Origin of the sequence: Nocardioides sp. NPDC057577 (assembly GCF_042801335.1) — a bacterium.
Taxonomy (GTDB): domain Bacteria; phylum Actinomycetota; class Actinomycetes; order Propionibacteriales; family Nocardioidaceae; genus Nocardioides.
The window spans coordinates 1-24,112 of record NZ_JBHVGB010000083.1; the positions used below are offsets into that span (position 1 = coordinate 1).

Genomic DNA, 24,112 nt, shown 5'->3' on the forward strand with positions numbered 1-24,112 from the left:
CCTCCCGGAGGAGGCGGGCCTGTGTGAATCCCTAGATCAAGCGGGGACCACGTTGAGGGCCAGCTTGGCGGACACCTCGTCGTGGAGCTTGACGGAGACCTCGTGAGCACCGAGCGCCTTGATCGGGTTGCCCAGCGCGATGGTGCGCTTGTCGATCGACTCGCCGGTGGTCTCGGAGACCGCGGCGGCGATGTCGGCGGCGGTGACGGCACCGTAGAGGCGGCCGTCCTTGCCGGAGCGAACCTTCACGTTGACCGTGTTGGCCTCGAGCTTGCCCTTGATCTCGGCGGCGTGAGCCTCGTCGCGCACGGAGCGAGCCGAGCGCGCAGCCTTGATGGAGTCGGCCTGCGACTCGGCGCCGCGGCTCCACCGGATGGCGTCGCCACGCGGGATCAGGTAGTTGCGGGCGTAGCCGTCCTTGACCTCGACGACGTCACCGGCGGAACCCAGCCCGGTGACCTCCTGCTGAAGGATGATCTTGGTAGCCATGTCGATCCTCCTCAGCGACCGGTGGAGGTGTAGGGCAGCAGAGCAACCTCGCGCGCGTTCTTGACGGCGATGGCCACGTCGCGCTGGTGCTGGACGCAGTTGCCGGTCACGCGACGGGCGCGGATCTTGCCACGGTCGGAGATGAACTTACGGAGCAGGGTGGCGTCCTTGTAGTCGACGCCGGTCGCCTTCTCCTTGCAGAACTGGCAAACCTTCTTCTTAGGCTTGCGAATCACTGCCTTGGCCATTGTGGTGCTTCCTTTCTAGAAGCCCGGCGAGCGCCGGAATGGTTGAGGGATTCGGAATATGGATCTGTTGATCAGAAGGGGGGCTCGTCGTTGCCCACGCCCGGGGCTGCCCACGGGTCGTTGGCCGGCGCGCCGCCGCCCGCGTTGGCGGGCTGCTGCGGAGCCGGCGAGGCCCACGGGTCGTTGCCACCGGCCGGAGCCTGCTGCTGGCCACCGCCCTGGGGGCCGCCGTAGCCGCCACCCTGGTTGTAGCCACCGCCGCCGCCACCCTGGTTGTAACCGCCACCGCCACCCTGGCCGCCGGACTGACGGCTGGCCTTGGTGACCTTGGCGGTCGCGTAGCGGAGCGAAGGACCGATCTCGTCGCACTCGAGCTCGAAGACAGTGCGCTTCTCGCCCTCACGCGTCTCGTAGGACCTCGACTTCAGGCGACCCTGAGCGACGACACGCATGCCGCGCTGCAGGGACTCGGCGACGTTCTCAGCAGCCTGGCGCCAGATCGAGCAGCGCAGGAAGAGGGTTTCCCCGTCCTCCCACCCGTTGGTCTGGCGGTTGAAGGTGCTGGGCGTCGAAGCAATCGTGAAGTTGGCAACCGCTGCACCCGACGGCGTGAAGCGAAGCTCCGGGTCGTCGGTGAGGTTGCCGATCACGGTGATGACGGTGTCGCCTGCCATGAGATCTCCCTTGAGTCTGATCTGGGTGTCGGTGTCGGTTCAGGAGTTATTCCTAGTGCGACCAAACATAGGACGCACCGCCGACATTTCCGACGATGACATCCGCGTCACTTGGACGGACGGATGACCTTCGTACGCAGGATCTGCTCGTTGAGGCCAAGCTGGCGGTCGAGCTCCAGAACAGTCTTCGGCTCGGCGGTCAGGTTGACGACGGCGTAGATGCCCTCGGCGTTCTTGTTGACCTCATAGGCCAGACGACGGCGTCCCCAGACGTCAACGTTCTCGACGGTGCCACCATCAGTGGTGACGACCTTCAGGAACTTGTCAAGGGTCGGGGCGACGGTGCGCTCATCGAGGCTGGGCTCGAGGATCACCATTACTTCATAGGCGCGCATAGCGTTCTCCACCTCCTACGGACTCGGCGGCCATGGTCTCTCCATGGCAGGAGGGCTGATGCGATGTCCCTTCTCCAATCTGTGGAGAGGGACGCGTCAGCGTATCAACCAGCGGAACCCGTGGCCGAATCCACGGCCTCGACCGTGAACGGCACCGTGATCACCTCGCCGTCGCCGAGTCGGAACTGGGCCCAGAGGCGGTAGAGACCAGCCTTCGGTACGTCCAGGTGCAGCCCGAGCTCGGGCCCGAAGATCGCCCCGGGGACCGCCAGCTCGGCACCTTCGGCGTGGCCGTGCACGAACGTCTCGCCGTCCGCGCTCATGACCACGACGTGGCCGGCAGCGCCGAGGTAGGGCTGTAGATCGTCGACAATCTTCCCGGTGCTGTCCTCGAACCGGAAGTGCAGGTCGCTCTGCTCGTCGGCGACCGGCGTGCCGTCGAGGGTGACGGTGAGATTGTCGACAGTCGACGATCTCGGGCTCGCCTCCAGCGGGACGGCAGGGGGCTGCGTACCCTCGACGGTGAGCTGCTGCCGATCGAGCACGTCGGCCATGGCGGCCCGGCGTCGGAACTCGGTGTCGACGCGGTAGGTGCCTCCGGCGGGGAAGGTCACGTCGGTCTCGAGCTCGCCCGGTCGGCCGGTCGGCTCGGCGTGGAGGTGGCGGAACCAGGAGAGGTCCTGGCTGGTCACGATGACGTGCATCCAGGCCTGGTGGGTGCGACCGAGGTCGGTCACCGGGTCGCCGGTCGTGGCGTCCGTGACGAGGAACCGTAGCCCACCCTCGCGCCGCGTGATCGCGACGTCGATGCCCGACTCGGCGGAGGCGACGGGGGCGATGTCGACCTCATGCATCTCCGTCATCGACGGCCGCATCGGGCTCATCCCCTGCGCCCACTCCAGGATGCCGTTCATCCCGCGCTGCGCAGGCTCGGTGCGCGACAGGTAGGTCAGCCCGGCCCCGATCGAGATCGCGATCACGGCCGTGACCAGGAGATATCCACCGTCGCGGACGCGAGTGACGAAACCCCGACCGGCGTACGCCTCAGGCGTCTCGGGTCGGCGGAAGCCGCGCAGGCGCAGGGCGTTGGTGACCACGCTGACCGAGCTCATCGCCATCGCCGCGCCGGCAAGGACGGGGTCGAGGAGGGCGAGCGCGGCGACCGGGATGAGGAGCACGTTGTAGGCGAACGCCCAGAACAGGCCCTGCTTGATCGTCGCGACGGTGCGCCGGGAGAGCGCCAGCGCGGTCACCACGCCGCGGAGGTCACCGCCGACCAGGGTGATGTCGGAGGCTGCCAGGGCGACGTCGGTGCCAGTGCCGATCGCGATCCCGACGTCGGCCTGGGCCAGCGCCGGAGCGTCGTTGATCCCGTCACCGACCATCGCGACGACCTTGCCCTCGTCCTGGAGCTGCTGGATCCGGGCGAGCTTCTGCTCGGGCAGCAGACCGCCGGCCGCGTGGCGTACGCCGACCTCGTCGGCCACCTTCGCCACCGTCGCGGCCGCGTCGCCGCTGAGGATGTGCACCTCGACGCCCGAATCCTCGAGCAGACGCACCGTCTCCTTGGCCTCGTCGCGGACCTGGTCCTCGACACGGATGCTGCCGGCGTACGCGCCGTCGACCGCGACCAGCACCGCGCCGTTGTCCGTCGCGTCGATCCCTTCCTCTGCCAGCATCGCCGCGTTCCCGACGACGACCCGTCGCCCGTCCACCCTCGCGCTGATCCCGCGCCCGGGGTGAGCCTCGAATGCCGAGACGTCAGGCGCGCCGGCCGAGGCGTCACGTACGTCGGCCGAGATGGCACCAAGTGACGCTTCGGCCGACCGGAGTGACGCCTCGCGCGACGGACCTGACGCCTCGGCGTGGGCCCGAAGGGCGGAGGCGAGGGGGTGGTCGCTGCCGGTCTCGGCGGCGGCGGCGATCTCGACCAGCGCGCCCTGCGTCCAGCCAGGGGGCGGGACGATCTCGGAGACCTCCGGCTTGCCGTGGGTGATCGTGCCGGTCTTGTCGAAGACGATGGCGGTGACGGAGCGGGCGCGCTCCAGGGTCTCGCCGGAGCCGACGAGTACGCCGAGCTCGGCCGCGCGGCCGGCGCCGACCATGACGGCGGCCGGCGTGGCCAGTCCGAGGGCGCAGGGGCAAGCGATGATGAGGACCGCGATCGCGGCGGTGACAGCGCTGGTGAGGCGCTCGGCGTCGGGGCCGAGGACCAGCCAGCCGACGAAGGTCAGCGCGGCCACGACGAGGACGGCCGGCACGAACACCTCGGAGACCCGGTCGGCCAGACGCTGCAGCTTGGTGCCGGACCCCTGGGCCGACTCGACCATGGCGATGATCTGCGCCAGCGTCGTCTCGGAGCCGACGGCGGTCGCCTCGATCTCGAACGAGCCGGTCTGGTTGATCGTGGCGCCGATGACGATGTCGCCCTCGGCCTTCCGGACCGGGTCGCTCTCACCGGTGAGCATGGACTCGTCGACGTACGACGCCCCCGCGACGATCCGGCCATCGACCGGGATCTTCTCCCCGGCACGTACGCGGATCCGGTCGTTGACCTGCAGGTTCGCCACCGGGACGGTGACATCGCGACCGTTGCGGACGACCGTGGCCGTCTCCGGCATCAGGCCGACGAGGGCCTTGACCGCGTCGGCCGTACGCGACTTGGCCCGTGCCTCCAGCCAGCGGCCCATCAGCACCAGCGCGACGATGACCAGGGCGGTCTCGAAGTAGAGGTGGAGCGGCAGGCCCCACGCCTCGGCCTGGCCCATCCACAGGGTCACGAAGGCGCTGTAGGCGAAGGCGATGCCGGTGCCGAGCGTGACCAGGGTGTTCATATCGACCGACCCGTGGCGCATGCCTCGGACCGCCGCGACGTAGATGTCGCGGCCCGCCCACCACTGGGTGACCGCGGCGACCACGAGCACGATCGACATCACCGGCTCCATGGCGTCGACGGGAAGCGGGACGTACATCAAGGCCATCAGGCCGAGCCCCACCGCCAAGGCCGTGACCCACCGCCGCTTGAGCTGGACGAGCTCGGTCTCGCGGCGTACGTCCCGGTCGTCCGCTACCTCAGGCTCCTGTGGATTGTCGACAGTCGACGATCTCAGGACGGCCTGATAGCCCGCCTTCTCGATGGCGGCGCTGATCTCGGCGAGGTCGGTGCGGGCGGGGTCGAAGTGCACGAGGGCGGTCTCGGTGGCGAGGTTGACGTTTGCGTCCTCGACACCCTCGACACGGCTGATGGCCTTGGTGACACGGCGCACGCAGCTCGCGCAGGTCATGCCCTCGATCTCGAGCTGTTGCTCGGTCGGGTTCGCGGCGGTGGGGGTCATCGTGATCAGGCCAGCGAGTAGCCGGCCTCTTCGACGGCGGCGCGGATGGCGTCGTCGGAGATCGGCTCAGCGGCGGTGACGGTGACGTTGCCGGAGGCCAGGTCGACGTCGACGTTGCTCACGCCGGCGATCTCGTTGACCTCCTCGGTGACGGAGGAGACGCAGTGGCCGCAGGTCATGCCGACAACGGTGAAGTTCTGGGTGCTCATGGAAGTCTCTCTAGGGTTGTTGGATTGTTGACAATCAGGACTTGACGAGGCGAGCGATGGCAGCAGAGGCCTCGGCGAGCTTCTCGTCGGCCTCGGCACCACCGTTCTGGACCGCGCCGGCGACGCAGTGACCGAGGTGCTCGTCGAGCAGTCCGAGAGCGACCGCCTGGAGCGCCTTGGTCGAGGCGGAGACCTGGGTGAGGATGTCGATGCAGTAGGCCTCGTCCTCGACCATCCGCTGCAGTCCGCGCACCTGACCTTCGATGCGCTTGAGGCGCTTGAGATAGGCCTCCTTGTTCTTGTTGTGGAGGTATCCGTGATCCGCGTGGCCTTCGGGCCCAGTGTGCTCGTCCATGCGATCTACCATACCCCCGTAAGGTATGAAGTCAAGCCGATGGATGTCGGTGCCGCGTCCTAGACTGGCCCCATGGCTGTTGCGATCGGTGCCCACGTAGACCAGACCGACCCCGTCGCCGAGGCGGCCGCGCGCGGCGCGGGCCTGGTGCAGTTCTTCCTGGGCGATCCCCAGTCCTACAAGGGCCCGGTGGTGACGTACGCAGACGGCGCGGCGGCGCTCAAGGCCCGCGCGGTGGAGGCCGGGATCGATCTCTACGTCCACGCGCCCTACATCATCAACGTCGCCACGACGAACAACCGGATCCGGATCCCGAGCCGCAAGCTCCTCCAGCAGCACATGGACACCGCGGCCGAGGTCGGCGCCAAGGGCCTGATCGTCCACGGCGGTCACGTCAACAAGGACGACGACCCTGCGAAGGGCTTCGACAACTGGCGCAAGGCGATCGAGGCGACCGACATCAAGGTCCCGCTCCTGATCGAGAACACCGCCGGCGGCGACAACGCGATGGCCCGCTACCTCGACCGGATCGCGGGCGTCTGGGAGGCCATCTCCACCGCCGAAGGCGCAGAGAACGTCGGCTTCTGCCTCGACACCTGCCACGCCCACGCCGGCGGCAACCCGCTCGAGACGGTCGTCGAGGACGTCCGCAAGATCACCGGCCGGATCGACCTGGTCCACTGCAACGACTCGCGCGACGAGTTCGACTCCGGCGCCGACCGCCACGCCAACTTCGGCGCCGGCCGCATCGATCCCGATCTCCTCGCCGGTGTGGTTCGCGACGCCGGCGCCCCGGTGATCTGCGAGACCCCCGGTGGCGCCGAGGAGCACACGAGCGACTTCGCCTGGCTCCGCGACCGACTCTGACCGATTCTCACCAAATCTTCAGTTCTGCCAGCCGAGTCATGAGTCATGACGGACGAAATCGCGCATTGATCCGCCATAACCGAAGATTCGTTCGCAAGAACTGCGGTTTCGCTCGCCAGAGGTGAAGATTCGACTGAGAATCGGCCCGTCCAGCGGGACTGTCGGCTATGACCCAACCGGGCCATTGACATATCGTCCTCCGAATGAGTTCGAACTGGCGCGCCGATGTTCAGGGTCTCCGTGCCGTCGCTGTCGGTCTGGTGATCGCAGGACACGCGGGGCTCTCAGGGTTCGAGGGGGGATTCGTCGGAGTCGACGTCTTCTTCGTCCTCTCCGGTTTCCTGATCACCACCCTGCTGCTGCGTGAGACCGACCGCAGCGGCACGGTCAGCATCAGTCAGTTCTACGCCCGCCGCGCCCGCCGGATCCTGCCGGCGGCGACCGCGACGATGCTGGTCGTGCTCACCTACAGCGCGATCGTCCTACCCCAGACCCGCACCGACCAGATCGCCGGCGACGCGGGCTGGGCAGCGGTCTTCCTGGCCAACGTGCACTTCGCCAAGGAAGCCGTCGACTACTTCAACACCGCCGCGCCCTCGCCGTTCCAGCACTACTGGTCGCTCTCGGTCGAGGAGCAGTTCTACGTCGTCTGGCCGCTGCTGGTCCTCGCCGTCGCGCTCTGGATCCCGAAGCACCACCGCCGCCGCGCGATCACCGCGCTCGCCGCTCTCGTGGCGGTGGTCAGCTTCGCCTGGTCGCTGCACGCCACCAGCGTCGACCCGACCACGGCCTACTTCTCCACCCCGGCCCGCGCCTTCGAGCTCGCCGCGGGCGCCCTACTCGCCTGCGTCGCGGGCCGACTGGCAAGCATCAAGAAGCCGTACGCGACAGCCCTGGGCATCGCCGGCGTCGGCACCCTCGTCTACGCCACCGTGAGCTTCAGCGAGGCGACCCACTTCCCGGGCTGGCACGCCCTGGTGCCGGTGCTCGCCACGGTCGCGCTCCTGGCCGCCGGCCCGGCCACCCCGACCGGTTGGCTGCTCTCGAAGCAGCCGCTGCGCTACCTCGGTGACATCTCGTTCAGCCTCTACCTGTGGCACTGGCCGATCCTGATCCTCGCCCCCGAGGCGATCCCCGGTGGCGGCGTACGCCAGCTGCTGATCATGCTGGCGCTCATCCTGGCCGCCTCCGCGGCGAGCTACCACTGGATCGAGATGCCGTTCCAGCGCCACAAGATCCCGCACCTCACCAAGGGCCGCCGCGCGCTGGCCCTCTGGCCTGCCGCCGCTGCCCTCGCGCTGGTCGCAGGCACGAGCTCCCAGGCGTACGCCGGCTATCAGGTCGACGTCGCCAAGGCCAACGCGGAGGAGTGGTTCCAGGAGAACCCCGACGTCCTCGACACCGACGACAAGCCGGTCACCGGCGTCCTGAAGACGACGGTCAAGGCCGCCGAGGACGGTGCCCCGCTGCCGCCGGAGGCCAAGTTCGACGCCTCCGACTCGTGGGCCGAGCGCGGCGGCTACTGCTACGCGGGCTACGGCGAGACGAAGCTCGACGGCGACTGCGTCTACGGCGACGGCAAGGCCGACCGCACCGTGGCCGTCGTCGGCGACTCCCACATCGGGATGTGGCTGCCTGCCCTCGACACCCTCGCCGAGCGCCAGCACGTGAAGCTGGTCCCGTTCGTGAAGCTCGGCTGCGCCGCCTACGGGGTGAAGCAGAAGTCCTCGAAGATGACCGTCGCGGAGTGCGAGGACTTCCGGAAGTGGACCAACGAGCAGATCACCGATCTCGACCCGGACACGATCGTCGTCGGCGCCCGCGGCATGCTCGACATGGAGGAGCGCGACGGCGTCTCGACCGAGGAGCAGTGGCGAGAGGGCGTACGCCACGGCGTCGGTGCCTTCGAGAAGGTCACCCCTGACGTACGCGTCTTCGCCGACGTCCCCTCCGTCGACGATGACCCCGGCGAGTGCCTCTCCGACGCCCGCAACCTCCTCCAGGACTGCGTCGTGAACGCCGAGGGCACCGAGGTCGACTCCAACGAGGTGACCCAGGAGGCGCTCGACGGGACCGAGGCCGCGTACGTCGACATCGTCGACCTGGTCTGCACCGAGCGCTGCCCGCTCGTCGTCGGCGACGTCGTCACCTACTACGACGACTCCCACATCACCGCGACCTGGGTCGACCGAGTCACCCCCGCGCTCGGCAAGCGCCTTGGCCGACTGGACCGTTCCGCCTAGAACACATTTCAGTTCTGCGGCGGCGAACCATTGCCGTGGCACCGGCAGAGCGGAAGAATCGAAAGTTGCCGAGCGGGGCAGTCATCCCCTCACCGCCCCGCTCGGCCCAGGTCTCGGACGACCCGACAACGTGGTCGAGCCTGTCGGGCTCAAGCCGTACGCGGGTTGGGCATCCCCCTCGTGCCCAACCCGCGCTGCGGCCCCGAAACCGCCGCCTCCCCCAAGGCGGCGGCACCAGCGTCCGAACCGAATTCCCCCGAATCTCGAGCCGGACAGCCCCAAGGAGTACGCGGCGGACCGCCTGATACACGGGCCTCGAGAATTCCCCGCCGGCTTGCTCAGGACAAGTTGCCTCGTTCGCCCGCCTGGTGCGGCAGGGCGCCATTACGCTCCTTCGCATGCCCGGCCCAGGAATGCTCACGCTGATGGTGCTGCCCGCGGTCATCGGCCTCATCATCGTCGCCCGTCCGAATGTCGCGCTGTCGCTCAGACGAATCCGAGGCACGTGGCTGATCGCCATCGCCGCAGCACTCCAATTCGTGCATGTCGAGGGGTGGTGGCCTGAGCAAGTCCCGGAGACCACCGAACGTCGGGTTTACGCAATCTTCGTCATCATCGTGGCGTTAACGTTTTCCTGGCTGAACCGGTCGCTCTGGAGTCGAAGGACGGGGCGCTGGGCGTTGTCACTGATCCCGCTTGGAACCATTTCGAATGCCATCCCGATCGCGGTTCTGGGGGCAATGCCGTACAGCATTCCCGGCGCACGCGCTGCTGGGTACACCGAGGCGGAACTAGTAACTGATGCCCCCGGCTACATCCGCCTCGTGGACGTGTCGCCGTTCTGGACCCCACTCGCGGACCTGATCCCGGTCCCCGTTCTGATGAAGGTCCTGAGCGTCGGCGACCTGTTTCTCATCTCCGGCCTTGTCCTGTTGATCGCCTCCTGCTCTCTGCCCTGGGCAGATGCAGCCTCAGAACCGGTCAGAACTGGCGACGGATCTACGCAGCCGTCGGTGTAGTCCCACACCGATCCCATCTCTACCCCACGAGAGGAGGAACTGATGAAGTTCGACGACCTCAAGGCACGCGTGTACCTCGCCGGAGCAACAGTCGTACCGACTGCACTGGCGATCTACGCTCTCGCGGCGCCGCACAACCAGCCCGACTAGAGCAGAGCATCGGCGGGCGCGGCCGAGAGTTTCGTCGTCCGCCGATGCGGCACCAACTGATGGTCCGACGACTTACGAGAAGCAAACAAACGGCGCTGGCGGAGCGTCAGCGGTTGCGGCAGGTAGAGACTCAGCGAGGGCTTCGGCAGGGGCCAGGCCCTTCGCGAGGGCGCCGTGGAGGCGGCTGAACACCTCGTACGCAGCCTCGTCCGCCACCACGGCAGGAGACGCGATCACGGCGCGAGCGCCGGCGTGCAGCCAGGCGCCGACGAGCCCGATCAGCTCCTCGCCCCACCGGATCGTCGATCGTCCGACCTCACAGGCGGAGAGGAGGACGACGTCCGGGACGGCGGCGAGGCCGTCGATGTCGTAGCCGTACCAGGTGCCGTCGGCGAGCTCGAGGCCGGAGAAGAGCGGGTTGTCGGCGGAGTGGTGGCCGTGCGCGGCCAGATGGAGTACGTCGACCTCGGCCGCCAGCGCGGACACCGCCGTCGCGGTGGCGTCGGTGCCGGTGAGCGTGTGAGCGCCGGACCAGGCGGTGGCGCTCTTCGCCACCTCGTCCGCGGCGCGCATGACGCGCGGGCCAGCAACGAACCCTGCGGCCGCAGTGCGCAGCGGGGTGCCGGCGCGGCTCAGCCAGGCGGTGGCGCTCTGGGCGACCGTCACCGGGCGCCCGGTCAACCCGGTCAGCAGTGTCCAGGGCACCGCCGCCATCACTGCTGACGGAGTCAGGACGACCGGCCGGTCACCGATCTGCTCGAGAACCGGGGCGACGAGCAGGTCGGCCAGTTGCTTGAGCCGGACGGTCAGGTCGCTACGAACGGCGACGCCGAGCGGCCCAGGGAGATCGGTCGCGGCGACGTCGAGATCCGGCAGCAGCCCGCCGAGGAGCGGCCCGAGCGCGGCCTGGTCACCGAGGTCGATCCGGGTGGCGGCGTCGTCGGTGGCGACGAGCGCGACCAGGCGACCGGCCGCCACGACGTAGGCGACGAGCGCGTGCCGGCCGATGCGTTCGTGCAGGTCAGGAAGGTAGATCGGCTCCGAGACCTGGCCGGATCCCTTGACCCTCCAGGCCCGCTGCCGGATCTGCTCACGCAGCTCGGCCTCACGCTCGGGCGTCACCTCGCCCCGGAGCTCGGCCAGATCGGCGGCGAGCTGCGGATCCGACGGTGGCCGCACCGGCTGGACCCGCGAGGCCAGCATCCGCGAACGCTCCGACCACTCGAAGAGCACATCGGTCTCGCCCGACTCGACGGCCAGCTCCAGGCCGCGCCTGGCCAGGGTGCGGCCGTGGCCGGCAACGTTGGTCTGCAGGTCAAGGCTGCCGAACGAGCTCTGCCACAGATGGAAGTCGTCAATGCCGGCACGCAGCTCGCGGAGCCCGGAAACGGTCCGACCGGCGGCCACGGCCAGCTCGGCACGGAGCTCTCGCTCTAGCAGACGGACATCGATGGGCGCCTCGAGCGGGACCGGGCCGATGACCCTGCCGCTCGCCGGTCTCGCCGGTAGGCCGGCATTCTCCGCCGAACGAATGCGCGCCAGCCGGGCCTGCAATCGCACCCGGAGCGCCGGCCAGCTCAGTCCTTGCTCCTCGAGTGGGGCCGCCAGCGCCTCGCCGTCCTCGCTCGGATCGACGCCTGCCGTCACCGCCGCTTCGAATGCCACCGCCCGCGCCCGCAGCGCCAGCCCCGGCGCCCGCGCCTCCTCGAACCAGCCCAGCGCCGAACGCGCGACCCGCTCCGCCTCCGTTGGGTCGGTCGCCACCAGGTGTGACGCCAACACCAGCTCGGCCTCCCCCTGGCGCTGCCGCTGCCCCTTCGATCCGTACGCCTCCGCCGCCTGCCGCAGCATCTCCCCGCCCTGCCGCGTCAGGCCAGCCGCCATCAGCACTTCCGCCCGATCGGCGTCACACACGGCCTTCATGAGCGGCCCGGCTGCTGCCTGGAGGTCGTACGACGACTCCATCAGTGCCAATGCGCCGACGAGGTCACCGGAGAGGAACATTGCGTATGCGCGATTGTGATCAGCCTGAGCGGCAGACAACTCGTCGCCAGCTGCTCTATGACCGTCGGCGGCGGCCGAGAAGTCCAAGACTGCCGCGATGAGGTCGTGCCGATCCAGGTGAACCGTTCCACGGTTGAGATGCGCCCTGGCAAGATCGGCTGGTGATCCAGCAAGGAGTTCAATGGCCTCGCTGAAACTGGCCAACGCCTCCACGACCCGACCAGCGCGCCTCAATAGTGTGGCCTGCTGACCGGCAAGCATGCCGCGCGTTTGATCGTCGAGCCCGCCGAACCGCAGGGCCCGATGACACAGGTCCAATGCATGATCGATGGTGGACCGGTCGGCGGCGATATACGCGAGGGTCGCCTCGGCCCGCGCCTGCAAAGCCAGGTCTCCGTCTTCACTTGCCCGGTCGAGCGCCTCGCGAAGCAGGCGCTCGGCGTCCATCAGGTTGCCTGCGGTGGCCGCAGCCACCCCGGCCCGATGTAGCCGATCCGCTCCGCTCATCGCACCTCAATGTCCCGATCGCAGCGTGGTCAATTCCTCAAGAACCGTCCAAGCACGTTTCGTTGCTTCGATGGCGTCCGACGCCGGACCGGCCTCGAACAGCCTCTGGGCAATCCTGCCGGCTAGCAATGGCGCTGCGAAGGAGGTGCCGCTCCACGTTCCGAATCCACCGGTGAAATCGTCGATATCGAGGGATGCGCGGTCGCGTCCTTCGAACTCGGTCTCGACCGCTGACTGGTAGCCACCGTCGAATGTCGGCGGGAAGGTACTGACGACGCCGGCACCGATCTCATATGCCCGAACCCATGGGCCAGCATTGCTGAAGAGTGCGTCAGACCGTCCACTCGGGTTGAGCGCACCCACCGAGACGATCGGGAGTACACCGGGCTCTGGCGTGATGGGGCCTGCCCCGTCGGACCATGGCGCGAAAGCGGCCGGGAAGACTGGTCGATTGGTGGCGTCGTTACCCGCAGCACAGACGACAACCGTTCCGTTACGCAACAGGTCTGCGAGCACCTCGTAAAGTGTCGGATCGAAGTACGGATCTGACGGCGTCTCGTGGTAGTAGCCCATCGACAGGTTGAGGACGTCGATGCGTCGGCCACGCGGGTCGCCCTTCCGATAGAGGTCGACCAACTCCGCGATCTGCGCCAGTGCGGTGATCCAGTCAGTCTCCGCGATCGATCCTTCAGGGGGAACGATCCGCCACGACAGGATCTCCGCGTCGGGACATGTCTGATGGACAAGCCCGGAGATAAACGTTCCATGTCCGGCAAGCGGATCGATTAGGCCGTCGAGAGCACCAACTTGGTCACCGTCGACCTCCGAATCCGGCACCGACTGCGGCCACCCGATGGGATGACCGTCAAGTCGAGCATCCCGCTCGACAAAGTCGAGCCAGGGGTGTGGCCCGCAACCTGTGTCGAGCACGGCCACGACGGGCCTCTCGCGACCGTCCAGCTCGGAGCTTGTACAGCGCCGCGGGCGCGCACCGACGTAAGCGACCGGGCTACGGCCACCGGTTCCGAGCGGGTCATAGCCGTCGGCGAACGACTGGTCATAGGGGTGCGGCTGGTTGTGCGGGTGCGGCTGGTTGTGCGGGTGCGGCTGGTTGTGCGGATGCGGCTGGTTGTGCGGATGCGGCTGGTTATGCGGCCTTGGATCCACAATCGGCGCGGGCACAAGCACGTGCTCCAAACTCACACCCTGAACATTCTCAGCCCCCTCGGAGCGCAGGTACTGCAGAACAGTCCACGCGTCAGGCGCTTGGGCTGCCTTGCCAGGCCGCACACCGAGCCGAACGCGACGTACGCCGAACCGTAGCCCGACTGCACAATCGGGCTCGTCTTCGGCGATCGCTCGCCAGCCGAGACCCTTGGCGGCCTTCTCGATCCGTTTGAAGGTGTCCTCGAAGTCAACCGACTTGGACACGAGCAGGACGGCCGAGGAGTAGATGGTGGAACGCGCCGAGACACCCTCGACCGCCACCGCGTTGGTCGGGTCCAGCACGCGCGCTTCGGTGGATCCGTACGCCACCGACAACCGTGGCTCACGCTTGGAATGCACTGTTACTCCTGGATCAGATCTCGAACGTGGGGGTCAGGAAGGCGGAGGAGCCGTCGGCGGGCTCGAAGCGGAGCCGGATGAGGCCGGCGGGCAGCGAGGTCAGCTCGAAGCGGCCCGAGGCGCCGAGGGTGACGGCGACGATCGGCGTACGGACTTCGTCGGCGCGGATGGCGCGGACGGTCATGGGTGAACCGGGGACGACCCAGCCGTCGAGGCGGGCGGTGGTGTCGGTGTCGGAGGCGACGCGTACCAGGACATCGACACCGGACTGGGCGAACCGCAACGTATAAGCAGAGCGGGCAGAGGCCGGAGCGGCGGAGCGGACTCCGGCTGCCTCCGCATCCAGGGACGACGACTCCACCAGGAGCATCAGCTCCAGGTCGAGCCCGAGTCCGGACTCCTCGGCGGCGCCGGCGGCGGCCGCCTGCATCCGGGAGATCAGGCCGCCGGGCACCGGATCGCCGGACACATAGGCCTGTCGAACCAGACCCAACAGCTCCTCGCGAGTGGGCTCCTCCGAGCGACCCATCACGACACCCCCTCGTTCTCAAGTGCATCCCGCAGCTTCCCGAGACAGCGGCCGCGGGTGGGGCCGATGCTGCCGATGGGCATCTCGAGCTCTTCGGCCAGGCTGGCGTAGTCGGGCCGGTCGGAGAAGGCGACCACGCGCAGCAGCCGCCGGCACCTCTCCGGGAGCGATTCCACAGCCGCCCAGATGAGCGAGTTGCGGTCGCCTTCGACGACCAGCGACTCCGCGGAGCGCTGCGTCGGGACGCGGGACTCGAGCGCCTCGTCCTCCACGGGTACGTCACGCCCGGATCGCTTCGCGACCCGCCAGGCCTCGCGGCGCGTGGTCAGGGTGAGCCAGGCACCGACGGCTGCGGTGTCGAGGATCGAGGAGTGCTTGCGTACGAAGCTGAGCCAGGTGTTCTGGACGACGTCCTCGGCCTGCTCCTGGGTGAGCCGGTAGGAGCGCGCGACCTGCCACAAGATGGGAGTCATCGTCGCGACCAGCTCGTCGAGGGCGGCGGAGTCGCCGCTGAGCCACCGGTCGAAGTCGGCCGTGGCCCGGGACCATACGGTCGCGGGTGCGTCGGCATGCCCGACCCCGCGTCGCACCCGTGTCACAGTCCCCTCCTCGACCGGCGGCCTCCGGATCGGCGCCGTGCCGCTGCGGGGCCAGATGACGCGCGGGCGCGTCACCGTGGTGGTCATAGTTGCTGTCACGGCCACAAGGAGGCCGAGGCCCCAAGCCGTGATACATCTGGTCGCCGACAATAGCGGCTCAGCGCCCCGGACTCACTAGGGAGCGGGGCGATTGTCCCCACATTGGGGCGCTGAGAGGCCCGCGGACGGTGCTCACGGCAAGCGCGACCACCGGGATTCGGCCCTACCGCCGGAGCGGGTAGCCTTCTGCGGGTGAGTCTCACCGTGCGCCCCATCACCGCTGCGGAGCATCTCGCCTTCATCGAGAAGCAACCCAGCGTGAGCTTCCTCCAGACCCCGTCGTGGGCCCGGGTCAAGACCGAGTGGCGCTCGGAGTCGGTCGGATGGTTCGACAGCCTCCAGGGCGGTTCCATCGTCGGGGCCGCGCTCGTGCTGCACCGGCCGGTCCCGAAGCTGGAGCGGTTCACCCTCGCCTACCTGCCGGAGGGCCCGAGCATCGACTGGTCGGGTGATCTGGCTCCGTGGCTGGAGCCACTGGCGGCGTACCTGAAGAAGAACGGCGCCTTCGGCATCCGCATCGGACCGCCGGTCACCACGGCGACCTGGAACGCCAACCAGGTCAAGGACGGCATCGCCGACGACACCGTCCAGCGGCTCAACCAGCTGACCCCGTCCCACCGCGACGCGACCGGCGCACGGGTGGTCAGCCAGCTGCGGGCGGCGGGCTGGAGGCTGCAGTCCCCCGAGGACGGCTTCGGCGCGGGACAGCCGCAGTACAACTTCGTCATCCCGCTGGCCCACGAGGACGGCACCCCGAAGACCGAGGACGAGGTCCTCAAGGGGATGAACCAGCTCTGGCGCCGCAACATCAAGAAGGCCGCCAAGATGGGCGTCGAGGTGACCGTCGCCACCCCCGTCAACCCGGCGGACGGCGACTTCGAAGGTGACCTGAGCGCCTTCCACGATCTCTACGTCCACACCGCCGAGCGCGACCACTTCACGCCCCGGCAGCGCAGCTACTTCAGCACCATGTTCTGGGCGATGTCGACCGAGGATCCGGAGCGCATCAAGCTCTTCCTGGCCCGACACGAGGGAGACCTCGTCGCCGCGACCATCATGGTCCGCGTCGGCCAGCACGCCTGGTACTCCTACGGCGCCTCCTCGACCGAGAAGCGAGACGTACGTGGCTCCAACGCCCTCCAGTGGGCGATGATCCAGGACGCCATGGCCGCCGGCGCGACCACCTACGACCTGCGCGGCATCACCCCGACGCTCTCCACCGACGACTCCCACGTGGGGCTGATCCAGTTCAAGGTCGGCACCGGTGGCCAGGCGGTGGAGTACGCCGGGGAGTGGGACCTGCCGCTGAACAAGCCGATCTACACGGCCTTCGATGTCTACATGAAGAGGCGCTGATCTCCGTATGCCGCTGAAACTGACCGTTGACGCCGATCGCTGGCGCAAGCACGTCCAGACCTTCGCCGAGGCGACTCCTGGCCTGGTCCCGGTGGCGAAGGGCAACGGCTACGGCCTCACCCTGCGCAAGCTCGCCCACCAGACCGAGTGGCTCAACAGCCTCGGCACGGGCGTCGACACGCTCGCGGTGGGCACCTACAACGAGGTGTGGGAGGTCGCGACCCGGTTCAGCGGCTCGATCTACGTCCTCACCCCGTGGCGGCCCTACTCGCCCGAGATCAACCCGGAGATCGCCGACCGGATCATCCACACGATCAGCCGCCCCGAGGATCTGCCGCTGCTGCTGGAGCGCCAGCCCGGCGCGCGGGTGATCCTCGAGCTGGTCACCTCGATGCGGCGCCACGGAATGACTCCGAGTGACCTGTGGCCGACTGCCGCCGTCGCCCGTGAGCACGCGCGCTTCGAGGGCATCACGATGCACTTCGGCCTCGACGGCGGCTCGCTGGCCGAGGTTCGTGCCCAGATGGACGCCGTCGTCGGCGCCGAGGCGAAGACGGTGTGGGTATCTCACCTGAGCGCCAACGAGCTGGCCCAGCTGCGCGCGGCCTACGGCGACATCACCTTCCGGCCCCGCGTCGGCACCGCGCTGTGGCTCGGTGACCGCGGCGCGCTCACCGTGACCGCGACCGTCGAGGACGTGCATCCGCTCGAGCGGGGATACTCCTACGGCTACCGCGGCCGCACCGCGATGCGCGCGGGTCATCTGGTGGTCGCCTCCGGCGGCACCGCCCACGGGATCGGCCTCGAGGCGCCGCTGGGCGACACCCATCTGCGCTCCCGTGCCCTCGCGGTCGCCCGCGGCGGACTCGACGCCATGGGGCAGTCGCGCTCGCCCTACACGCTCGACGGCAAGGCGCTCTGGTTCGCCGAGCCGCCGCACATGCAGGAGTCGATGCTCATGCTCCCCTCGGGCGCGCGCGTGCCCGAGGTCGGCGAGGAGCTCGAGGTGCGGGTGCGCTACACCGCGACCTCGTTCGACGAGATCATCCTGGATTCCTGAGCCTCCGCGCGAGCCTCGGTCCACCGGACCGGATCGCGCCACGGCTCGTAGATCTCCCGGACCACGACCGCGATCAGATAGATCTCGGCGGCGACCCGGGCGAGGATCGCGAACCAGTAGACCGGCTGGTCGCCACCGCTGCCGGCCAGGATGTCGGCCAGATACCACCAGACCGCGACGAAGTAGAAGAGCTCACCGGCCTGCCAGATGAGCTGGTCACGCCAGCGCGGCACGGCGAGGACGGCCAGCGGCAGCAGCCACAGGACGTACTGCGGTGAATAGACCTTGTTGACCAGGAGAAACCCGGCGACGATCAGGAAGCCCAGCTGCGCCAGCCGCGGCGTCTCGCGAGCCGTCAGCCCGATGATGAGTACGCCGCTGCACCAGGCGATGAAGAAGGCCCAGGAGACGAGGTTGACCGTCTGCGCCGAGATCGCCGCGTCGCTGGCCTGCTGGAAGACGAGCCACAGCGAGCCGAGGTCGGGGCCGCGCTCGGAGTTGAAGCTCCAGAAGACCTCCCACTCCTCCAGGCCTGTGGCCATCGCGGGCAGATTGGCGAGCACCCAGGCGAGGACCGTGGCCAGGGCGGCGACCGCCAGGTCGTAGTAGCGGCGGCGCCGGATGCAGATCACCACGAGTCCACCGAGCAGGAAGAGCGGGTAGAGCTTGGTCGCGCAGCCGAGTCCGATGAGGATGCCGGTCAGCAGCGGCCGATCCCGCGACCATGCCCACAGCGCCCCGGCCACGAAGACCACGGCCAGCATGTCCCAGTTGATGATTCCGGTCGCCGCCAGCACCGGGGCGAGCGCGAACGCGGCGGCGTCCCAGGGCCGTCGGCGGTGCGTACGTGCCAGGAACCAGGCGGAGAGCAGCGCCGCGACCGCGAAGCCGATCACGTTGACGACGATGAAGACCCGGATCTCGTGGTGCATGCCGGGCAGACCCCAGAAGCTCGAGGTCTCGACGAGATGGCGCTCGTCCTCGTCGGGAGTGTCGGTCAGCCAGTCGGTGACGTGGGACGTCGCCCAGGCGTAGTAGGAGATGCCTACCGGATACTCCATCACCTGCTGATAGCGCGCCCGGACCTCAGGATCGGACGAGTACGGCCACTCCTGCTCGGCCAGGCCGCGGTCGACGTAGAGATAGGGCAGGTCGGAGTAGCAGAAGTGGGTGTATCGGGTGTCGCCGTTGGTCCAGGTGGCGTTGTAGCAGGTCTGCTTGGAGACCATCCCGATCGCGAACGTGAGCGAGGTCAGCAGCAGCAGCAGGCCGACCGCGCTGAACCAGCGCCGTCGGCCGTGTGCGAGTCCCCCGAGAGGACCGCCCACCGCGGTGGAGGCGGTCCGAACGACCGGATCCTCCGCCGCGGGGGCGGTCACTGGACCATCTGTCACGAAGTAAGTGCCCTATTCGGTGTTGGCGCCATTGCCGCCCCCATTATTGCCATCCGCCGGTGGCGAGGACGACTCGCAATCGCCGAACCAGTCGCACGCGGTCTCGGTCACCGTCGGATCGGTCGCCTCGGGCTCGTCGGGGGTCGCCGACGGGTCCGGGTCACCCTCGGTCGCGCCGTCCGTGGGACTCTGGCTCTCCTCCGGCTCCTCGATCGGGATGCAGAGACCCTTGCGCTCGTCCTTCTTGGAGCAGTCCTCCGACGGGGTCGGAGTCGGGTCCGGGGTGTTGGTCAGCGACGGCTCGTGACCGTCCTGCGGCGCCTCGCCATCCTTCCAAGCGGGCTCCGGGAACTCCTCGATGTCGAGGTCGTCGGTGAGCGTGCCCATGATCTCGGCCCATGTCGACGCGGGGTAGCCGGCACCGAAGTAGGAGTCGAGCCAGCCGTCGAGCTTGCCGGAGCCCTTGCCACGGACGTACATGACCGCCGTGGCGAGCTGCGGCGTGTAGCCGGCGAACCATGCCGAGGAGACGTCGTCGTCAGCGTTGGTCGCGGTGCCGGTCTTGCCGGCGGCCGGCTGGTTGATCCCGCTGACCGTCTTGCCGGTGCCGTTCTTCACGACCTGCTGCAGGGCGTACGAGGTGTCGTCGGCGGTGTCCTCGGTCATCGCCCGCTCCTCACCGTCACGCTGGTTCCACTCGTAGACGACCTCGCCCTTGGCGTCGACCACCTTCGAGACGAGGTGCACGGTGTTCCGCATGCCGCCGTTGGCGATGGTCGCGTAGGCGTTGGCCATGTTGATCGGGCTGATCGCCTGGCGACCCAGCGTCAGCAGATAGTTGTTGGGGTCGAAGTCGATCGAGTACGCCGGGATCGAGCGGTAGTCGGCCGGCGCGCCCTCGATGTGCTGCTCGTCCGGCGGCAGACCGGCCTTGACGGACATGTCGTAGACGTCCTCGCTGCCGTTGGGCAGGGCGGCCGACATCTGCACGAACGAGGTGTTGACCGACTCCTCCATCGCCTTGATACCGGTGATGTGCTCGCCGTAGCCGTGACCGGTCGGGTCCGCGTCGCTCTGACCCGAGTTGCGGACCACGCGGTCGGTGCCCGGGATCTCCCAACCACCCTCGCCGGTCCAGGTGTCCTTGAGCGAGTAGCCCGCCTCGAGCGCAGCCGCCATGGTGAACGGCTTCATCGTCGAACCGGCCATGCCGCCCGAGGCCGCCCAGTTGATCTGGGAGTCGAGGTAGTCCTGGCCACCGTAGAAGCCCTTGAGCGCGCCGGTCTTCACGTCGACCGTCGCGGCGCCCACGTGCAGCTCGTTCTCCGGGTGCTTGGCGCTGACCGCCTTCTTGTCGCTGGGGCGCACCTCCGTGACCGCCTCCTGCGCTGCCTTCATCGCCTTCGCACTGAGCGTGGTGGTGACCTTCAGGCCCTTGCTGTCGATGTCCTCCTCGGTGAAGAGGGGGTTGCCGTTGTCGTCCTTGAGGGACTTCAGCTCGTTCTTCACCAGCGTCAGTGCGTGACCCTTCTGGCCACCGAGGCGGCTGTCGGCGAGCGGCTTGGGGAACTTGGGCAGCGCCTCCTTGGCCTTCTCGACGGTGGCCTCGTCGAAGTCGCTGAGCGCGTCGCCCTCGGCCTTGAGGTCGGCCATGCCACCCAGGACGTACTGGTAGCGGCCGAGCAGCTCGGTGCCGCCGGAGTCCTTGCCTTCCTTCTCCGGGTCGAAGCCGTTGGGGTTGTTGAGGATCGCGGTCAGCGCCGCGGCTTCCTTGATGTTGAGGTCCTTGGCCGACTTGCGGAAGTAGGTCTTGGAAGCGGCTTGGACGCCGTAGGCGCCGCGGCCGAAGTAGACGGTGTTGAGGTAGCCGGTGAGGATCTCGTCCTTCGACCTCTGCCGGGTGATCTTGAGCGAGATCACGGCTTCCTTGACCTTGCGCGAGTAGGTGCGCTCCTGGGTCAGGTAGAGGTTCTTGACGTACTGCTGGGTGATCGTCGAGGCGCCGCCCTGGCTGCCGGTGGTGGCGTTGGAGAAGAGCGTGCGCGCGATGCCCTTGAGGTCGATGCCGTTGTTCTTGTAGAAGCTGCGGTCCTCGGCTGCCACGGCAGCGTCCTTGACCAGCGCGGGCATCTCGTCGACGCTCAGCGCGTCGCGGTTCTGGTCGCCCGCCTGGAAGCGGCCGACCTCCTTCTTGCCGCCGGCGTAGTAGACGAAGCTCGACTCGGCCTCGAACGCCGCGTTGGCGCTGGGGACGGAGATCATGTTGTAGGAGATGATCACCGCGCCGCTGCCGATCAGCGCCATCACCAGGGCGACGATCGCCGCGATCTTGCCGACCTTGAGCGCCAGGGCCTTCTTGTCGAACTCCTCGTCACCGAAGCGGCCGTTCGGCGCGCCGGCTACGGAGTCAGGGTCACGCGGCCCACGACCGCCTCCGCCCCGCTCGGGACGCGCGGGCCGCTGACCCAGACGGTCGACCGGGGGCTCACCGGGACGACGGGGTCCCGGCGGGTAGGGCTGTCGCTGGCCAGGGCGAGGACCGCCCGGAGGCATCGGCCGCTGGCCGCGGGGCTGGGGGCGACCGCCTGAGGACGGGCCCTGGGGAGCACCCTGCGGGCGCCGCGGAGCAGGTGGACGCCCGGCCTGACCACCCTGCGGTGGGCGCGGTCCGCCCTGGGGTCGTCCTTGCTGTCCGCCGAGATCGGGTCTACGGGGACTGGCGCTGCGGGGGCTGGGCCTTTGAGAAAAGCCGCCGGATGGGTCGCTCACGGGTGTAGCACTGCTCCTGTGACTGCCCGGCACGTGACCGGACGGGCTGACACTGACAATCCCCCGACGTCGCTGAATCCCCCCGAGGGAATCCCATCAACCTGACGCGCGACGCTTGCCTGACCTTCCCCGGGTGGATCCTCGGGTAGTCGAACGGCAGCCATCAGCGTACGCAATCGACGCTAGCGCTCCCGCATCCACGCCCAGCGCGCGTCGAGTCACCCGACGTCAACAGTTCGGTGACGGTTGCATCGAACTGGTCTCGTCAGGCGTATTCAGACAAGACTTAGGTCTCTATTTGCCTTGGCGGATATATCGGTACGATAGGTCGTATGGCACGTCGCGCAGAGACGATCGAGTTGGCAGTCCTTGGGCTGCTGCACGAGTCGCCTATGCATGGCTACGAGCTGCGCAAGCGGCTCAACCTGATGCTGGGCTGGGGGCGAGTGCTGTCGTACGGCTCTCTCTACCCGGCTCTGAAGAAGATGCTGCGCAAGCACCTCATCGAGGAGGAGGCGAAGTCCGTCACGCCGGTGACCCGGCGGCCGCGGATCGTCTACCAGCTGACGCCTGCCGGAGAGCGTGAGTTCACCCAGCTCATGTCCGAGGTCGGTCCGATGGCCTGGGAGGACGACAACTTCGACATCAGGTTCGCGTTCTTCGGTCGCACCGACATGGAGATCAGGCTTCGCGTCCTCGAAGGACGTCGCAGCCGGCTCCAGGAGCGGCTCGACCGGGTGCAACGCGAGCTTGCCATGACCCAGAAAGAGGTCGACTCCTACGCCCGCGAGCTTCAGCGTCACGGCGTCGAGTCGGTCGAGCGGGAGGTCCGATGGCTCTCCTCTCTGATCGACGCCGAACGGAACCCCAGGCCTGCGAACGACGAGCAGGCAGCGGGTCGGGGGGATCTGGGGGATGACGATGGCGTACGCGACGAAGCGGACGTCTCGCGCACAGCGCAGAGCAGCCAAGAGAACGAGAAATGACCTCCTGGCCGGTGACGGCCAGGAGTATTGGAAGGAGCCCCGATGGGTTCGGTTCGTGTAGCAATCGCGGGAGTCGGCAACTGCGCCAGCTCCCTGGTCCAGGGTGTGGAGTACTACAGGGACGCCGACCCGGCGGGCAGCGTCCCGGGCCTCATGCACGTCAAGTTCGGCGACTACCACGTCTCTGACGTCGAGTTCGTCGCCGCCTTCGACGTCGACGACAAGAAGGTCGGCAAGGACCTCTCCGAGGCGATCAACGCCTCCGAGAACAACACCATCAAGATCGCCGACGTCCCGTTCAAGGGTGTCGAGGTGCAGCGTGGCCCCACGCTCGACGGTCTGGGCAAGTACTACAAGCAGACCATCTCCGAGTCCGGCCTCGACCCCGTCGATGTCGTCTCGATCCTGCGCGAGAAGGAGGTCGACGTCCTCGTCTCCTACCTTCCCGTCGGCTCGGAGGAGGCGGACAAGTTCTACGCGCAGTGCGCGATCGACGCGGGGGTCGCCTTCGTCAACGCGCTGCCGGTCTTCATCGCCTCCGACCCGGAGTGGGCCAAGAAGTTCGAGGACGCCGGCGTCCCGATCGTCGGTGACGACATCAAGTCGCAGGTCGGTGCCACCATCACCCACCGCGTCATGGCCAAGCTGTTCGAGGACCGCGGCGTCGCGCTGGACCGTACGTACCAGCTCAACGTCGGCGGCAACATGGACTTCAAGAACATGCTCGAGCGCGAGCGCCTGGAGTCCAAGAAGGTCTCCAAGACCCAGGCGGTCACCTCCAACCTCAAGGGCGAGCTGGCCGACAAGATCGACGACCGCAACGTGCACATCGGTCCTTCGGACTATGTGCAGTGGCTCGACGACCGCAAGTGGGCGTACGTCCGGCTCGAGGGTCGCGCGTTCGGTGACGTCCCGCTCAACCTGGAGTACAAGCTCGAGGTCTGGGACTCCCCCAACTCCGCCGGCATCATCATCGACGCCGTCCGCGCCGCCAAGATCGCCAAGGACCGCGGCATCGGCGGCCCGATCATCCCGGCCTCGGCCTACCTGATGAAGAGCCCGCCGGTTCAGATCGAGGACACCGAGGGTCGCGTTCAGCTGGAGGCGTTCATCCGCGGCGAGTAGCACCCCTCGCCGAGTCGACGCATCCTGACCCCAAATCCCGCCGAGTCGGCGCGTTATGGCGCGGCGGCTGGGGGGGTTTGGTGGGTGGGTAGCGGGTGGCGGGGGTGTTGCGGGCCCGCGCGGCGATCATCGCC

Annotated in this window: 20 protein-coding genes; 7 read left to right on the forward strand and 13 right to left on the reverse strand. The window is 68.2% G+C overall.

Annotated elements, in window-relative coordinates; translation table 11 throughout:
- Positions 1–36: 36 nt before the first annotated feature.
- The 7 genes from rplI to ACFU7D_RS16935 all read right to left on the reverse strand — a co-directional run bounded on the left by rplI (position 37) and on the right by ACFU7D_RS16935 (position 5,705).
- The gene (rplI, locus tag ACFU7D_RS16905; protein ID WP_141801967.1) at positions 37–489 is read right to left on the reverse strand and encodes a 50S ribosomal protein L9; all 453 of its coding nucleotides are present in this window, start codon (positions 487–489) and stop codon (positions 37–39) included.
- 11 nt (positions 490–500) lie between these two features.
- On the reverse strand, positions 501–737 hold the full coding sequence (gene rpsR, locus ACFU7D_RS16910; RefSeq protein WP_008355445.1) for a 30S ribosomal protein S18: 237 nt from the start codon (positions 735–737) through the stop codon (positions 501–503).
- Positions 738–808: 71 nt separating this feature from the next.
- The gene (locus ACFU7D_RS16915) at positions 809–1,411 is read right to left on the reverse strand and encodes a single-stranded DNA-binding protein (RefSeq protein ID WP_378728097.1); all 603 of its coding nucleotides are present in this window, start codon (positions 1,409–1,411) and stop codon (positions 809–811) included.
- Positions 1,412–1,518: 107 nt separating this feature from the next.
- Positions 1,519–1,806, reverse strand: a complete 288-nt coding sequence (gene rpsF / locus ACFU7D_RS16920) for a 30S ribosomal protein S6 (RefSeq protein ID WP_091044123.1) — start codon at positions 1,804–1,806, stop codon at positions 1,519–1,521.
- Positions 1,807–1,910: 104 nt separating this feature from the next.
- On the reverse strand, positions 1,911–5,141 hold the full coding sequence (locus ACFU7D_RS16925; protein ID WP_378869031.1) for a heavy metal translocating P-type ATPase: 3,231 nt from the start codon (positions 5,139–5,141) through the stop codon (positions 1,911–1,913).
- A gap of 5 nt (positions 5,142–5,146) precedes the next feature.
- Entirely contained in the window at positions 5,147–5,350 is a 204-nt protein-coding gene (locus ACFU7D_RS16930) for a heavy-metal-associated domain-containing protein (protein ID WP_378869034.1), read from the reverse strand.
- Between the two features lie 34 nt (positions 5,351–5,384).
- The gene (locus ACFU7D_RS16935; protein WP_378869037.1) at positions 5,385–5,705 is read right to left on the reverse strand and encodes a metal-sensitive transcriptional regulator; all 321 of its coding nucleotides are present in this window, start codon (positions 5,703–5,705) and stop codon (positions 5,385–5,387) included.
- Between the two features lie 72 nt (positions 5,706–5,777).
- Between ACFU7D_RS16935 and ACFU7D_RS16940 the strand changes: the two genes are divergently transcribed.
- From ACFU7D_RS16940 to ACFU7D_RS16950, 3 genes are all read left to right on the forward strand, one after another.
- Positions 5,778–6,572: a deoxyribonuclease IV gene (locus ACFU7D_RS16940; protein ID WP_378869039.1), complete on the forward strand. Its 795-nt coding sequence runs from the start codon at positions 5,778–5,780 to the stop codon at positions 6,570–6,572.
- Positions 6,573–6,775: 203 nt separating this feature from the next.
- A complete protein-coding gene (locus tag ACFU7D_RS16945; protein WP_378869042.1) occupies positions 6,776–8,815 on the forward strand; it encodes an acyltransferase family protein in 2,040 nt (679 codons plus the stop codon).
- Positions 8,816–9,213: 398 nt separating this feature from the next.
- A complete protein-coding gene (locus tag ACFU7D_RS16950) occupies positions 9,214–9,834 on the forward strand; it encodes a DUF5317 family protein (RefSeq protein ID WP_378869045.1) in 621 nt (206 codons plus the stop codon).
- Between the two features lie 222 nt (positions 9,835–10,056).
- Here the strand turns inward: ACFU7D_RS16950 and ACFU7D_RS16955 are convergent, their stop codons facing one another.
- The 4 genes from ACFU7D_RS16955 to ACFU7D_RS16970 form a co-directional block, all read right to left on the reverse strand.
- Entirely contained in the window at positions 10,057–12,435 is a 2,379-nt protein-coding gene (locus tag ACFU7D_RS16955; protein ID WP_378869048.1) for a CHAT domain-containing protein, read from the reverse strand.
- 66 nt (positions 12,436–12,501) lie between these two features.
- Positions 12,502–14,061: a S8/S53 family peptidase gene (locus tag ACFU7D_RS16960; protein ID WP_378869051.1), complete on the reverse strand. Its 1,560-nt coding sequence runs from the start codon at positions 14,059–14,061 to the stop codon at positions 12,502–12,504.
- A gap of 13 nt (positions 14,062–14,074) precedes the next feature.
- Positions 14,075–14,590: a hypothetical protein gene (locus tag ACFU7D_RS16965; protein WP_378728106.1), complete on the reverse strand. Its 516-nt coding sequence runs from the start codon at positions 14,588–14,590 to the stop codon at positions 14,075–14,077.
- Complete coding sequence (locus tag ACFU7D_RS16970) at positions 14,590–15,189, reverse strand: RNA polymerase sigma factor (RefSeq protein WP_378869054.1); 600 nt, start codon at positions 15,187–15,189, stop codon at positions 14,590–14,592. The genes ACFU7D_RS16965 and ACFU7D_RS16970 overlap by 1 nt, the downstream gene beginning before the upstream one ends.
- A 291-nt stretch (positions 15,190–15,480) precedes the next feature.
- Here ACFU7D_RS16970 and ACFU7D_RS16975 point away from each other — a divergent pair, with 291 nt between their 5' ends.
- Positions 15,481–16,644 (forward strand): lipid II:glycine glycyltransferase FemX, encoded by a 1,164-nt coding sequence (locus ACFU7D_RS16975; protein ID WP_378869057.1) that lies wholly within the window; start codon positions 15,481–15,483, stop codon positions 16,642–16,644.
- Positions 16,645–16,651: 7 nt separating this feature from the next.
- Positions 16,652–17,704 carry an alanine racemase gene (locus ACFU7D_RS16980; protein WP_378869059.1) on the forward strand — a complete coding sequence of 351 codons (1,053 nt, stop codon included), beginning with the start codon at positions 16,652–16,654 and terminating at the stop codon, positions 17,702–17,704.
- Here the strand turns inward: ACFU7D_RS16980 and ACFU7D_RS16985 are convergent.
- The gene (locus ACFU7D_RS16985; protein ID WP_378869062.1) at positions 17,662–19,083 is read right to left on the reverse strand and encodes a glycosyltransferase family 87 protein; all 1,422 of its coding nucleotides are present in this window, start codon (positions 19,081–19,083) and stop codon (positions 17,662–17,664) included. The two genes, ACFU7D_RS16980 and ACFU7D_RS16985, sit on opposite strands and share 43 nt — an antisense overlap.
- A gap of 27 nt (positions 19,084–19,110) precedes the next feature.
- Positions 19,111–21,651 carry a transglycosylase domain-containing protein gene (locus ACFU7D_RS16990; protein ID WP_378869065.1) on the reverse strand — a complete coding sequence of 847 codons (2,541 nt, stop codon included), beginning with the start codon at positions 21,649–21,651 and terminating at the stop codon, positions 19,111–19,113.
- A 548-nt stretch (positions 21,652–22,199) separates the two neighbouring features.
- On the opposite strand from ACFU7D_RS16990, the gene ACFU7D_RS16995 reads away from it, so the two are divergent.
- Positions 22,200–22,853, forward strand: a complete 654-nt coding sequence (locus tag ACFU7D_RS16995; protein WP_378869068.1) for a PadR family transcriptional regulator — start codon at positions 22,200–22,202, stop codon at positions 22,851–22,853.
- Positions 22,854–22,895: 42 nt separating this feature from the next.
- On the forward strand, positions 22,896–23,978 hold the full coding sequence (locus tag ACFU7D_RS17000) for an inositol-3-phosphate synthase (RefSeq protein WP_378869071.1): 1,083 nt from the start codon (positions 22,896–22,898) through the stop codon (positions 23,976–23,978).
- Positions 23,979–24,112 lie beyond the last annotated feature (134 nt).